This is a genomic window from Nocardiopsis dassonvillei (assembly GCF_964273065.1).
Classification (GTDB): domain Bacteria; phylum Actinomycetota; class Actinomycetes; order Streptosporangiales; family Streptosporangiaceae; genus Nocardiopsis; species Nocardiopsis dassonvillei_B.
Map to the genome: position 1 here is coordinate 57,651 of NZ_OZ186815.1, position 13,600 is coordinate 71,250.

The following is a 13,600-nucleotide window of genomic DNA, read 5'->3' on the forward strand; positions in this document are numbered from 1 at the left end:
ACGGTGGGTCAGGTCGGGTCGGAGGCCAGGCGCATCTCGATGATCCGGCGGATGCGCGTGACCAGGTCGGCGCGCTGCCGCAGGACCTGGAGTAGGCGCTCGTTGGACAGGTCCTCGGGGTAGCGGCGGGCCAGGTTGTTGGAGATCACGTGCAGGTACCCGAAGCCGATTCCGGCGGCGGCCGCCGCTTGGCCCATAGGACCGATCTCCGGATCGACGAACGCGTGCTGGGCGTTGGCGGCCAGCCAGCGGTTCCCTTCCAGCAGGACCGAGGGGGAGGTGACGTGGACACCGGTGCGTACCTCTGGCTGGCTGACGGCGGTGGGGCCGAAGAAGTCCCTCCACGCGACAGGGGTGCCCTCGACCAGGCTCACGGATCCGGTGGCCAGCGCCGTGTTGGGAACGACCGACGGGTCCAGCGCTCCGACCTTGCCCACATAGACGACGTCGCGGGCGCCCAGGGCCGCGAGCCGCGCGACCACACGGCCGGCGACGTCGCCCCAGATGCTGTGCAGGAAACCCAGGTACACGACGCGGCGGCCGTGAACGCTAGCGCTCTGCCAGGCGTACCCGTGCCCGTAGGTCCATCCGGTGCGGCCTGGGGCCAGGTGCTCCAGACCCCATCCCACGACGACGAGGGCCCCGTCCACATCCAGGTCGACCCGGTCGACCGCGGACCGGCAGGCCGCCGGGTGCGGGAACGCGTAGGTGATGTGGTCGTGGCGGCGGTCGGCCATGGCCAGATAGGTGGCCAGGATCAACCCGTAGTGCTGGACGTAGTCGTGTCCGGGAAAGCACCGGATGACCAGGGCGTCCCCGTCGACCTGTGCGGTGGGCCGCTGCCAGTTGAAGAGCTTGTCGGACTTCTCGTTGGTGGAGACGACGCAGTCGCGGTCGTAGCCGCCCATGACGCGGATGCTCTCCCAGTCGCGTTCCTGGACGAGGTGGTGGGTCTTGATCTGGAGGTAGCGCAGCAGGCTTGCCGCGCCCATCGTGTGCTCGTGGGGGTCGATGGGTGCCGCGGCTACTGGGGACTCGGTCGCTTCGCTGAACGGAGTGCCCGGTACGGGGCTGATCACGCTGGTGCCTCCGGGATGCGCAGGGGGCAGTCGGCCGCGCGGCGCACAGCCGCGATGTTCGCCCTGATCAAGGGGAAGCGTTCCGGGGGGATGGCCCCCAGCTCCTCGACACGGGGGGTCCTGGGCTTGGAGTAGGGGCCCTCGGGCAGCATCGCGATTCCCATCGCCCCCAGGACCACGGGAGCCGCACCATCGACCGAGGCGATCCAGCCGTGCTCGCGCTGCTCGACGAGCTCCAGGTGGCCGGTGCGACCCAACCCGAGCAGCCGGTAGACGAGCCGGTGATCGACCAGCCCGTGCTTCTCCAGGTAGGCGGTTGTCGCGGTACGGGTCGCGGACAACCGGTCGGGCGGAGCCGGGCGTCTGGAGGCGGGCAGGGCGATGGCGCCGACGTAGTCGCAAGAGGCTAAGTGGTCGTAGCAGCGCAGCCACTGCTCATCGTCAGCGGCGTGCACAACCGCGCACAGCCGGAACTCATCGCTCAGATCCTGGATGCGCGCGGCGGCTTCGTCACTGGCCTTGACGGTGGCGGGCCCGTCGCCCATCACGTCGGGCAGGATGATCTCCTCGGCGTGCACCGCCCGGGCCGCCCGCACCAGATCCTCCGCAGACAGCGCCCTGCCCAGGTCGAACACGCCGTTGTCCACGATGATCGACGCGCCGCGTTCGGCCTCACGCTGGAAGAAGGCGCGGTAGGCCAGGTCGTTCAGCACGCGCTGTGCCGCCACGTGGTGCACCGTCGCCGGGTCCTGGGCGACGAAGTCGGCGAGGTAGGCGACCGGGGCGATCACCGACACGTTGATGCCTCCGCCGCTCAACTCGGCCTCCCGGAGCCGGTGGTCTGCGCGAAGGCCAGGAACTGCTGGGAGAGGACCGCGTCCTCGCGCAGGCGGCCGAAGGTCAGCACGGTGCTGGTGCTCGCCGATTTCATCCGCACGCCGCGCATGCTCATGCACAGGTGCTCACCGCGCGCCGCTACGGCCACGTCCTCGTTTCCCGTCGCCTCCTGCACCTCTCGGGCGACCTGGCGGGTGAAGCGCTCCTGGAGCTGGAGCCGCCCCGCATGGCGGCGTGCGATCCGCGCGAACTTCGACAGGCCCAGCACCGAGTCGGCGGGAACGTAGCCGACTGCCAGCTCCAGCCGCATCGGCAGCAGGTGGTGCTCGCACAGCGACCACACCTCCATGCCGCCGACCACGACCAGTTGGTCGCTGAGCCGCGTCTCGCTGAAGCTGGTGGGCACCAGGGCCGCGGGCGGTTCCAGGAACTCCCGCCACCAGCTCGCCACGCGCCGCGGAGTCGCGAGCAGGCCCTCGCGCTCGGGGTCCTCGCCGAGAACGACGAGGAGTTCACGCACCAGCTCGGCCACACGGGCGGTGTCCACACCGTCCGCTGTCCGGTGAAGGAGCCGCCCGTCGGGCGCCTCGCTCTCATGTGTTTGAACGCCAGGTGGAGACACCGTGTTCGCCTCATTTCGGGGGTCAGGGGTCGGGGGTGATGCCGGTTCGACGGAGAAGGGTCAGCGCCCTCGCGCGTTCTCGAAGGCGAGGACGTGCAGGCGGGACGTGAGCCGCCAGCCGCGCGCGGCGACCACCGGCGCCAGGACACGGGTGGTGCGCACCAGATCGTCGGCGGTGGCGCCCTCGGGCATGACGTAGACGGGGCTCAGAGCGAACCGGCTGACGAGCTCGTCGACCTCCTCCAGCTCGTCTGGGGTTCGGGCCACCACCTTGAACACGGCCCGCCCGCTGGTCGCAAAGGCGTCGAGGACGGCGGGAACGATGCGCTTGGCCGCGTCGACACCGGAGTTGGTGAGCTTCGGGGAGACGTTGAAGTCCACGCCTTTGACCAGGAGCTCGTCCTGGGGTGCGATCGTGCCGTTGGTCTCGACCTCCACGCGCTTTCCCGCCGCCAGCAGCCGGCGGACGAGCGGGATGAGGGAGCGCTGCTGGAGGAGCGGTTCTCCGCCCGTGACGACCACCAGACCCACGTCGGTCCTGCACGCCCAGTCCGCCAGTTCGCCCACGTCGCGGCGATGTGCCTCACGAGTGGGGTCGTAGGTCGTCCAGTCCCAGGTGTACTTGGTGTCGCACCAGGAGCAGGTCAGGTTGCAGCGCGACAGCCGGATGAACAGAGCCGGGACACCCAGGCTCGGCCCTTCCCCCTGGAAGGTCGGTTCGACGTCGCCGAAGCATTCCGCGACGATCAACGACGTCCCGTGGCCGGACACGTGCCGGGTTGCGTTGCCGTCGGGGGTCACGTTCCCTCCACGTCGAATCGTGCCCAGCTGCGTGCGGTCTCGCTGACCTTCACCGCTTGGAGGCGTCCGGGGATGTGGGGCTCGACGTGGCCGATGAACCACTCGGCCAGGTACCGGGCCAGCAGTTCGGACGTCGGCTCGACGGGGAGCACCTCGTGCAGGTTCCGGTGGTCCAGCTCCCTATCGAGGAATTCCTTGAACGGTGCCAGGTCCGCGAAGTCGGTGATGAAGCCCGGCGGGACCAGGCGGTCGGCGGTGAGGATCACCTCGACCTCGTAGCTGTGGCCGTGCTGCCGTGAGCACTTGTGCTCGGTGGGGAGGCCGGGGAGGCGGTGTCCGGCCTCGAAGGTGAACCGTCTGCCTATCGTGAGGGTGCCCTGCGGGCGGGGCTCGGGGGCGTTCAATGCCTCTCCTCGCTTCACTGCTGAGAGAGCTGCTCGCTGGCGGAACCGGGGGTTCGCGACAGCGAGCGTGGGGACTACTCCTCACTCTGGCCCGGCCGAAGCCGTGTGGGATCCCCCGCGGGGGTACCCACCACGGGGGTGGGTCCTGAGCACAGCTAGGACTTCCGAGCCACCGTGTCTCGGCTCGGCGCACAGGAATCCGCTTTGACAGCCTTACCGCTGTATCGGTTGCCCGACCTCTCATGCACTACGAGTGAGTAGAGAATGAGCGTTTCACGAGTGTCCTGATCCCATGCGGCGTTCGTGACTTATTCAACCCTCCGCGTTGCGTGTTGAAAAAATCTTCCCTGACCTGTCGAAGAGGTTTGGTGAGAGTCGCTTGGGAGGGTGTTCGCGGGCTGCTCGCCTTGTTATCCATGCAGGTGGGCGCGGGGTCGTGTGAGGTTGATCGGAGTGGGGGTGCAGTGGAAGCCATCTCCAGGAGTGTGAATCTTACTTTTTATTTGCCGTGGTGAGCTTCTTTTGAGTGCGGGGTGAATTTTTGGCGAGAGTGCTTCGAGGGGGTGCCGAGAAAGGCGTTTGATTTGATTCGGGTGTCATTTCTCTCTGCGATCCGAGGGGGCACCCGTGGCCTTTGCGCCGTCACCGCTGGAAGTGGTCGAGACCCACTTCGTTCACCTGGCACCCGCCCACCTGACCCTGACCGGTTCCACGGTCCACCCCTGGCTCCAGGAGCGGATCTATGCGCTGTACGAACTGCGCGACGTCCTCATGGACGTGGACACCCCGCATGAGGTGAAGGACGAGGTGCTGAGGCACACCATCCGCAGGGCCCGCCTGTCCCAGGACTGGATGGTCGGCGCCTTGGGGTTGTGCATGCCCGCGTTCCGGTCCACCGCCCGGCGCACGTGCCGAGGGCTGTCATCGGACGGTGTGGACACAGTGGAGTCCGCCATCCTGAGCGAGGCCGTTCACCAGATTCGCACTATCAACATCGACTACGCCCGCCTGGCCTGGTACTTGACCCGGCCGGTTCACCGAACGGCCCTCTCAACGCGCAGGCGTGAGAAGGAGGCACCGCGGCCGGCCGGGGCTGCGAGCGAGCAGGAGGCCCCCGACCCCGGTGTGCAGGGTAGCGCCGAACTGCTGCTGGTGGCCGCGATGCGGGTCGGGGTGCTCTCGCGTTCCGAGGCGAACCTGATCGCTCGGACCCGCTTGGAGAACATCCCCTTGGCCGAAGTGGCTGGTGAGTTGGGGGTGTCCTACCCGGCGGTGGCCAAGCGCCGTGAGCGCGCCGAAGCCCGGCTCGTGGCCGCCGTGCACGCGGGCGAGGTGGTGATCGCTGACGCCCTCATCCGCCCTGGAGCTCGCCCCGCAGACGGCCCTGAACACCTCGGTCGGCTCCTGAACGCCGAGATTCCGGCGAAGTCGATGTCGTATCTGCCCCTGCCCCTGGCTTGTTAGGGGAGCGAATACGGGCACTGGGCCTCGGATGCGTCGTGTTGAGCGCCTGGTGCCCTGATCGGAATCAAGTGAGGGGGATCGGGTGAGGGCATCGGCGCAGGGCGGCTCTTCGCGGCGTGGCATCCGGTGGCGCGTAGTGGTGCTGGCCGCCGCCGTGTCAGCGGTGTGGTGGGTGGCGGTGGGCGAGGACGCCTCGTGGGTGTGGGCACAGACCCGGGAGGGCGCCGAGCAGGAGGCATCGGCGCTGCTCCAGATTGTGGACCGGGTGCAGCTGATCCTCATCGTGCTCGGCACCGCGCTCGGCACCTTGTTCCTGACGATCGCCGGGGTGCGGTGGATGGTCGCGGGCGGGGAGCCGGGGTCGATCGATTCCGCCAAGCGGGCGCTGACCGGGACCGCCATCGGCTACGGCATCGCGGTCCTGGCCAGCACACTCATGCAGATCCTGGACTGGGTACTCGCCGTACAGGCCGGGGGCGGCCAGTGACCCCGGCCATGCCCGGTGGGCGGTCGCCGGCGGACCTGGAGATCAGCGACGACCCGTTGCCGCCGCCGTCCGACGATCCGCCCCCTGAACCCGAGCCCTCACCCGAGGCCGAGCCAGAGCCGGAGATCACCGATGACCCGCTGCCACCGCCGGAGGACCCCGAAGGCGGCGAGCCTCCGGTGGTGGAGCCGGAGCCGGTGAAGCTGGATGTCGACGGCAACGTCTTCGACTGCGACCTGATCGACGCCGGGTGCCACGTCTCGAACTGGTTCGCCGACTTCGCCGTCTCGGGCCTGAACCCAGCGCTGGGGTGGCTGGCGTCCAAGGCGTTCTACACCCCCGTCCCCACCGAGGGCATGCAAGGGCTGCACGCCGGGATCCTGGGCGTGTCCAACACCCTGTTCGTGCTGTTGGTGGTGGCGGGCGGGCTGATCGCGATGGGCCACCAGAGCGTGCAGATGCGCTACTCGGCCGCCGACATCCTGCCCCGTCTCGTGTGGGGGTTCGTCGCCGCGAACGTCTCGCTGTGGATCTCCACCGAGATGATCGGTGTCTCCAACCAGGTCGCGGCCGCGATCGGCGCCCAGGCCATCGACCCGCGCGAGGCGGCGGAGAACTTCCGCGACCGGCTGGACGCCCTGGTCGCCGACGCCCTGATCTTCACCGTCTTGTTGGTGGTGGTCGTGGTGGTGTTGTTCGTGGTGTGGATGATCACCGAGGCGGTGCGCATCTGCATGGCCATCGTCCTGGTCATCGGCGCCCCGATCCTGTTGATCTTCCATGCCCTGCCGCAGACCAACCGGATCGCGGAGATGTGGTGGCGGTGCATGGCGGGCCTGTGCGCCATCCCCGTCGGGCAGGCGATCGTGTTCATGTCCCTGGCGAAGCTGTTCTTCGAGGGGCAGCTGACGTTGGCGGACATCAACCACACCCCCTCCGAGACCGGGGACGAGGTGGGCGATGGCGACTGGTTGATGCAGCTCATGCTGCTGCTGGTGCTGATCTACACCCAGATCAGGATCGGGTCGTGGGTGATGCGCCTGGTGTGGCAGCCCAACCCCGGCACCTCGCCCATCGCGAGCCTGTTGAAGAACATCGCGTGGATGCTCGCCTTCCGCAGCGTCAGCGGCCTGCGCCTACCGCGTACCGCGGGCTACCTGTCCGGCCTGGGGGTGCGCTGGCCGAGGCGTTCACCGGCGCCGTCAGGCAGGCCGCTGCCGCGCCACACCCCGGCCCCGTCGAGTGGGTTGCAGCCGTTGCAGCCGCAGACCTGGTGGTACCGGCCCCGCCACGACCCACCCGACCCGGCCGGAGCGCTCGGTGCGGGCCGCCCGGGGTTGCCCGGTCCCGGCGGGGCCACCGGCCCGTGGCCGGCCGGTCCCGGGGCACCTGGCGGGCCGGGCGGTTCCGGCACGCCCAGAGGCCCCGGCCGGCCGCTCGCCCTTCCCGGCCCCCGCCCGCTGCCCTCACCCCATGCGGGGGCTCCGCGTGGCCTGCCCGGGGTTCCGCCGCGTCGTGCTTTGGAGGAGGGACGCATGCCCGGATCACCCGAGACCGGTCAGCAGGTGCTGTTCCCGCGCCCGGCCACACCAGCGGTGCGACCGCAACCGGCCCCGCCCACCGGGGCTCCGCGGCGGCGATGGCGGCAGTTGGTGCTGCCTACGCCCCCGCCGGTGCGGGTGCCCGGCAGGCGCGCCTCTGAGCGCCTGGGGTGGGTCGGACCCCATCCCCGGGCGAGGGAGGGGCTGCGGCACCTGCCGTCGATGCCCGCCCTGACCTGGGACAAGAAACCGCAGGTGAAGGGACAGATCCCGCTGTTCTCCAGTCCCAGGCGGGTGTGGAAGCAGTACGGGCTCTTCCCGCGTCCGGACCGGGACGGGGGGGCGTGACCACGCCGTGAAGAACACGACTGAGAAGGAGGAGGTGCCCATGGCATCGGATGAGGCGTTGTCGTGGCGGGGGCGGATCCCCGCCGACATCGACCGGCCCGAACCGATCCTGTTCGGCCTGACCGCGCGGCAGTGCCTGATCATCGCCCCCGCACTGGCGGGGGCGTGGGGGATCTACCTGCTCTTCCGTGGCCACGTTCCCTGGTGGGCGATCATGGCGGTCCTCATTCCGTTCCTGGGCGTCGTCGTTGCCCTCGCCCTGAGCGAGCGCGACGGCCGGGGCCTGGAGCGGGTCGTGGCCAGCGCCCTTGCGTGGTTGCGTGCCCCCAAGCACCTGGTGTCCGCACCGTCCGGACAAATCCCCGACCGGCCGCGATGGGCGCCCCGGATTCGGCGCGCCCCCCGGTTGGAGCCGCTGCGGCTGCCCGCCGCGGCCATCTCCCCGGAGGGGGTGATCGACCTGGGTGGGCGGTGTGCGGTGATGATCGCCTGCACCACCATCCCCTTCCAACTGGCCTCCGGGCGCGAGCAGGACCAGGCCCTTGCGGCGTTCGCGGGCGTTCTGGACGCGCTCACCGAGCCGGTGCAGTTCCTCGTCCAGCGCCGCAGCGCCGACCTGACGGGGTTCACCGCGATGGTACGCAACGGCGCCGCCCACCTGCCGCATCCGGCCCTGGCCGAAGCCGCGTCGGCGCATGCCGACTTCCTGGACGAGCTGGCCGCGACGCATGAGCTGTCGCACCAGCAGGTGGTGGCCGTGCTCACCGCTACCGGCTCCGCACGCCGGGCTGGGACCGCTCTGCGGCGCACCGCACAGGACGTGGCCGACCGGCTCGCCACCCTCGGCATCCGCACCCAGGTCCTGGAGGGAACCGAGGCCGAACAGGTTCTGCGCCAGGCGATGGCCCCACCGGACAGGAGCCTCACCACTCCAGCGCCGGACACCGACACCACCGACGGATACACGCACGAAGGCGAGGAGCACTAATGGGATTCCACTGGTTGCGGACACGATCCGGATCACCCGCACTGGGAGGCCCGGCCGTCCGTGTCGGAGCACGGCACCTGGAGATCGAGAGCGGGGTGTGCCAGACCCTGGCCGTGATCGGGTTCCCGCGCGAGGTGAGCGCCGGGTGGGCGGAACCGCTGTTCACCTACCCCGGTCGGCTCGACATCGCCTTCCACCTGGTTCCGGTCCCGGCGCCGACGGCCGCGCAGCAACTGCGCAAACGCCGAGCCCGTCTGGAGTCGGCACACCGCACCAGCACCGCACAGGGGCGAGTGGAGGACCCGCACCAGGTCACGGCCGCGCTGGACGCCGCCGAGATCGCCGACCGCATCGCCACCGGGCAGGGCCGGCTCTTCCGGGTGGGGGTGTACCTCACCGTGCACGCCCCCACCCTGGAGGCGTTGGAGGCCGAGCTTCAACAGGTGCGCGCGCTGTGCGCGTCCCTGCTGGTGGACGCGGTCCCGACCACGTTCCGGGCGTTGCAGGGGTGGATCTCCACCCTCCCCCTGGGAACCGACCCGGTGGGCACGGTCCGGTCGATGGACACCGACGCGGCGTCCACACTGCTGCCGTTCACCTCACCGGAGCTGATCACAGACCTGGGCGAAGCCACCGTGGTCTACGGCACCAACACCCACAGCAACGGCGTGGTGGCGTGGGACCGGTTCTGCGGCGGCCTGGACAACCACAACAGCGTGATCCTCGCGCGCAGCGGAGCGGGGAAGTCCTACCTGGCCAAACTCGAAGTCCTCAGGTCCCTGCTGGTGGGGGTGGAGGTCGCGGTCATCGACCCCGAGGGCGAATACCTGCGCATGGCCGAGGTGGTGGGCGGCACCGCGATTCGCCTGGGCACCGAGCAGGGGCGCATGAACCCCTTCACCCTTCCCGCCGCCGGCGACGACGACCAGGCGTTCACAAATCGGGCGCTCTTCCTGCACACCCTGGTCGGCGCGATGGTCGGCGAACTGTCCTCCACGGAGAAGGCGGTGCTGGACCGGGCGATCATCACCGCCTACGCCGAGGCCGGGATCACCCGGGATCCGGCCACGTGGGCAAGGACCGCACCGGTTCTCGCGGACCTGTCCGCCGCGCTGGAGGAGGCGGCCACCGATCCCGGTCTGGGGAAGGAACTCGGATCGGCGGCCGAACAGCTGGCGGACCGGTTGCGGCCCTTCGTCCACGGCTCGCACACGGCTCTGTTCGACGGTCCCTCCACCGGCCGGGTGGGCGGCCACCTGAGCGTGGTCTGCCTCAAGGAGTTGCCGGACCAGGTCCGGGCCGTGGGCGTGCTGCTGGCGCTGGACGCGATCTGGCGGCACGTCACCGCGGCCACACCGACACGGCCCCGCATGGTCGTGGTGGACGAGGCCTGGCTACTGCTCCAGGACCCGGCCGCGGCCCGCTACCTGGCCAGGCTCGCCAAGGCCGGACGCAAACACTGGGTGGGGCTCACCCTGATCACCCAGGACGTCGGCGACGTCCTGGGCACCGAACTCGGGCGGGTGGTCGTCGCCAACGCCGCCACACAGGTGCTGTTGAAGCAGGCGCCGCAGAACCTCGACCAGGTGGCCGAGACGTTCCACCTCTCGGCCGGGGAGACCCACCTGGTCGGCACCGCTCCCCGGGGCAGCGCCCTGTTGGTCTCCGGGCACCAGCGGGTCGGCTTCCATCCGATCGCCTCGGCTGAGGAGCACCGGCTCATCACCTCCGACCCCGCCGAGCTGGCCGCGATGAAGGCACAGGAACAGCCCGAGACCCGGGAACACGACCACGACCCGGAAGCATTCGAAGACGGGGCGGTGGCGTGATGGTCGGCTTCCTGCTCAACGGGGGCTTCTTCCTCGTCCTCGGCATGATCCCGTTGACCGGTGCGTCGGTGTGCGCGGTCGTGCTCGGAGTGCGCTTGGCCCGTCACCGTTACCTGTCCCGACAGGCGCGGGTAGTGGAGATCCTGCCTCCGCCCGAGGCCACACTGGAGAACGCCACCGCGTTCTGGAACCACACCCTGGGGCTGCTGAAACCCCGCTGGTCCCGGTGGCTGCTCCAACCCCACCTCGCGATGGAGGTCATCGCCTCCGCCTCAGGAGTCAGGTTCCAGGTGTGGGTGCCCGGGACCGTGCCCCCGGGGACGGTCGAACGCGCCGTCGGCTCGGCCTGGCCCGGCGCCACCACCGCCACCCGGCACCTCACCCCCGGTGAGTCACCGCTCCCGGCCGGCGCCTACACCACGGGCGGTCATCTGCGCCTGGGCCGCGGGGAGGTGTTCCCGCTGCGGACCCGGTTCGACGACGATCCGGCCCGGCCCCTCCTGGGGGCGCTGGAGGACCTCGTCGAAGGCGAGCACGCCCTGGTCAGGGTCACCGCGCGTCCCGCCACGGGGTGGCGGGCGGCCCATGCCCGCCAAGCGGCTGCTCACCTGCACGGCCATGCCGGGATGGCGACCTACCTGGTCGACGCCCTGGACCCCGCCCATCACGGCACCCGAGCCCGGCCAGCGATGCTGCCCGGGACGGGGGACGACGTGCGGGCGATCCTGACGAAGGCGTCCTCGCCCCGGTTGACGTGCGATGCCGCGTACGTCCTGACCACCACCCACACCGGGGAAGAAGCGAAGGAACGTCTGCGAGGGCGGGCGCACGGAGTGGCCTCGGCGTTCGCCGCGTTCACCTCCGGCACCAACCACCTGGACCGCCGCCTCATGATCGCTCCCGCCTGGTGGGCGGCCAACAGGTTCCTCGGACACGGGTACCTGCTCACCACCGGCGAGCTGGCCGGAATCGCGCACCTGCCCACCGACACCACCGTCCCGGGCCTGACCCGCGCCGGAGCCCGGCCGGCGGCACCGTCCCCGGCCGTTCCGCGAGGAGGTGAGGACACGCGGGTGATCGGCGACGCCGACGCGGGCACGCCCCGCCCCATCGCGGTGGGGGTGGTCGAAGCGAGGCAGCACACGCACATCCTCGGCAAGACCGGCTCGGGCAAGTCGACCCTGCTCGCCAACCTCGTCCTCCAGGATGCCGAGGCGGGGCGGGCAGGGCTGGTGATCGATCCGCGCGGGGACCTGGTCACCGACATCATCGCCCGCCTGCCCGAGCACGCCGTGGACAAGGTGGTGCTGTTCGACCCTGACGACAACGAGTCGCCGCCCCGGTTGAACCTGCTCGAAGGCGGCGACGCGGACTTCGTCTCCGACACCGTTGTGGGCATCTTCCGCAGGATCTACGCCGAGTACTGGGGGCCCAGGACCGACGACATCCTGCGCGCGGCGACGCTGACCCTCACCCGTGCGGACGATCCCGGGCTGACCCTGGGCGATGTCCCGCGCCTGCTCGCCGACGACGCTCTACGCGAGTCGGTCATGGCCAAGGTCACCGCGCGCGCTGGCCGGGATGAGGCACTGGAGGACTTCTGGGGCTGGTACTCCGGCCTGACGGTCTCGGCGCGCTCGGCGGTGACGGGACCGGTGCTCAACAAACTGCGGACCGCCCTGCTGCGCAAGTGGGTGCGCCAGGTGGTGGCCTCGGGGCCGTCCACGGTCGACCTGCCCACCCTGTTCGACAGCGGTCACCTGGTCCTGCTCCGGCTGCCGAAGGGGCGTCTGGGGGAGGACACCAGCTCGCTCATCGGCAGCTTCGCGCTCGCAGCGACCTGGCAGGCGGTGACCGCCCGGATCCACACGCCCGAGGCGCAGCGCAAGGACCTGTGCGCGTACGTGGACGAGTGCCAGAACTTCCTCAACCTCCCGGGCTCGTTGGAGGACATGCTCGCCGAGGCCCGCGGCTACCGGCTCGGGCTGACGCTCGCCCACCAGGAGCTCGGGCAGCTGCCCGCGGACCTGCGCAAGGCCGTGTCGGCGAACGCACGCACGAAGGTCTACTTCTCCGCTTCCCCCGACGATGCCGCCAGCTTGCAGCAGCACACCCACCCCGTGCTGGGTGCCTACGACCTGACCCACCTGGGGGCCTACCAGGCGGCGGTGCGGCCCCTGGTGGGGGCGAAGGAGCTGGGGGCGGCGACGGTGCGCACCCGCCCGCTCCCGCCCGGGGTGAAGGGCCGGGCGACCCGGGTCCGTGAAGCCGCACGACGTCACGGAGCCGGGAAGGGCGGCACGGGCACCACGTCACAGAAACCCCGTGAGGAGAGGCTGGATGACTGAACACGGTCACACCCTGGAGTCCTTGTCGACGAGGCTGACCGAACGCGACATGGCGATCATCTGCGCCGTTCACGACCACCAGGTGCTCACCACGCACCAGATCGAAAGACTGTACTTCGCGGACACGGGCGAACGGCGGGCCCGCCGTCGCCTGCTGATCCTGCACAGGTACGGGGTGCTGGACCGGTTCCGCAGGTACGCGGCGCGCGGCACACTTCCCGATCACTGGCTCCTGGCTCCCCTCGGAGTGGAGTTGCTGGCCCTCCACCGCGAGGTCCAGGTCGCCGACCTGGGGTTCCGCAGGGACCAGGCGATGCGGCTGAGGTACTCGGTGCAGCTGGAACACATGTGGGGCCTCGCTGAGAGCTACGTCTGCTTCGTCGAGGCCGGCCGGGGCCCGGGAGAGCTGGTGCGCTGGTACGGCGAGCGGGAATGTGCACGCCGCTGGGGCGTCCACATCCGCCCGGACGCCTATGTGCGGTGGTTCCAGGAAGAGCGTGTCCTGCACGCCTTCTTCGAGTACGACACCGGAACCGAATCCCTATCCAGGCTCCGCCACAAGATGACGGGGTACGCGAACCTGGCACGGCACAGCACCCTGCCCTCGATCGTGCTGTTCGCGGTCCACTCCGACCAGCGGGCCGAGCACCTGGAGGCGAAGCTGGCCGGTGACGTCACCGACATGGTCGCGGCCTATGTGACCACCCACGCGCGGCTCGCCGATCCGGGGCCGGACCGGGCGGTGTGGCGGGCCGTGGGTTCTCGGGATACCGGCGACCGGTGGAGGCTGACGGACATCGCCCACCGCCACGACTTCTCCGGTCGGGGGGCGGGGTGATCCGTCACGCGGCC

12 protein-coding genes are annotated in these 13,600 nt (G+C 70.2%); 7 read left to right on the forward strand and 5 right to left on the reverse strand.

Annotated features, from left to right (window positions below; genetic code table 11):
• Positions 1 to 8: 8 nt before the first annotated feature.
• The 5 genes from ACSUPR_RS00285 to ACSUPR_RS00305 form a co-directional block, all read right to left on the reverse strand.
• Complete coding sequence (locus ACSUPR_RS00285; protein WP_436888439.1) at positions 9 to 1,079, reverse strand: hypothetical protein; 1,071 nt, start codon at positions 1,077 to 1,079, stop codon at positions 9 to 11.
• On the reverse strand, positions 1,076 to 1,897 hold the full coding sequence (locus ACSUPR_RS00290; RefSeq protein ID WP_436888441.1) for a hypothetical protein: 822 nt from the start codon (positions 1,895 to 1,897) through the stop codon (positions 1,076 to 1,078). Before ACSUPR_RS00290 ends, ACSUPR_RS00285 begins: the two co-directional genes overlap by 4 nt.
• On the reverse strand, positions 1,894 to 2,463 hold the full coding sequence (gene folE, locus ACSUPR_RS00295) for a GTP cyclohydrolase I (protein WP_436888443.1): 570 nt from the start codon (positions 2,461 to 2,463) through the stop codon (positions 1,894 to 1,896). The genes ACSUPR_RS00290 and folE overlap by 4 nt, the downstream gene beginning before the upstream one ends.
• A gap of 135 nt (positions 2,464 to 2,598) precedes the next feature.
• Complete coding sequence (locus tag ACSUPR_RS00300) at positions 2,599 to 3,339, reverse strand: 7-carboxy-7-deazaguanine synthase QueE (RefSeq protein WP_436888445.1); 741 nt, start codon at positions 3,337 to 3,339, stop codon at positions 2,599 to 2,601.
• A complete protein-coding gene (locus tag ACSUPR_RS00305) occupies positions 3,336 to 3,743 on the reverse strand; it encodes a 6-pyruvoyl trahydropterin synthase family protein (RefSeq protein WP_436888447.1) in 408 nt (135 codons plus the stop codon). The genes ACSUPR_RS00300 and ACSUPR_RS00305 overlap by 4 nt, the downstream gene beginning before the upstream one ends.
• 627 nt (positions 3,744 to 4,370) lie before the next feature.
• On the opposite strand from ACSUPR_RS00305, the gene ACSUPR_RS00310 reads away from it, so the two are divergent.
• From ACSUPR_RS00310 to ACSUPR_RS00340, 7 genes are all read left to right on the forward strand, one after another.
• Positions 4,371 to 5,207 carry a sigma-70 family RNA polymerase sigma factor gene (locus ACSUPR_RS00310; protein WP_436888448.1) on the forward strand — a complete coding sequence of 279 codons (837 nt, stop codon included), beginning with the start codon at positions 4,371 to 4,373 and terminating at the stop codon, positions 5,205 to 5,207.
• Positions 5,208 to 5,361: 154 nt separating this feature from the next.
• Positions 5,362 to 5,694, forward strand: coding sequence for a hypothetical protein (locus ACSUPR_RS00315; protein WP_436888449.1), 333 nt, complete (start codon positions 5,362 to 5,364; stop codon positions 5,692 to 5,694).
• Positions 5,695 to 5,702: 8 nt separating this feature from the next.
• Positions 5,703 to 7,583: a hypothetical protein gene (locus ACSUPR_RS00320; RefSeq protein WP_436888450.1), complete on the forward strand. Its 1,881-nt coding sequence runs from the start codon at positions 5,703 to 5,705 to the stop codon at positions 7,581 to 7,583.
• 40 nt (positions 7,584 to 7,623) lie between these two features.
• On the forward strand, positions 7,624 to 8,571 hold the full coding sequence (locus tag ACSUPR_RS00325) for a PrgI family protein (RefSeq protein WP_436888452.1): 948 nt from the start codon (positions 7,624 to 7,626) through the stop codon (positions 8,569 to 8,571).
• Positions 8,571 to 10,400 carry a VirB4 family type IV secretion system protein gene (locus ACSUPR_RS00330; protein ID WP_436888454.1) on the forward strand — a complete coding sequence of 610 codons (1,830 nt, stop codon included), beginning with the start codon at positions 8,571 to 8,573 and terminating at the stop codon, positions 10,398 to 10,400. Before ACSUPR_RS00325 ends, ACSUPR_RS00330 begins: the two co-directional genes overlap by 1 nt.
• A complete protein-coding gene (locus ACSUPR_RS00335; RefSeq protein WP_436888456.1) occupies positions 10,400 to 12,748 on the forward strand; it encodes a type IV secretory system conjugative DNA transfer family protein in 2,349 nt (782 codons plus the stop codon). Before ACSUPR_RS00330 ends, ACSUPR_RS00335 begins: the two co-directional genes overlap by 1 nt.
• Positions 12,741 to 13,586 carry a replication-relaxation family protein gene (locus ACSUPR_RS00340; protein WP_436888458.1) on the forward strand — a complete coding sequence of 282 codons (846 nt, stop codon included), beginning with the start codon at positions 12,741 to 12,743 and terminating at the stop codon, positions 13,584 to 13,586. The genes ACSUPR_RS00335 and ACSUPR_RS00340 overlap by 8 nt, the downstream gene beginning before the upstream one ends.
• Positions 13,587 to 13,600: the final 14 nt, after the last annotated feature.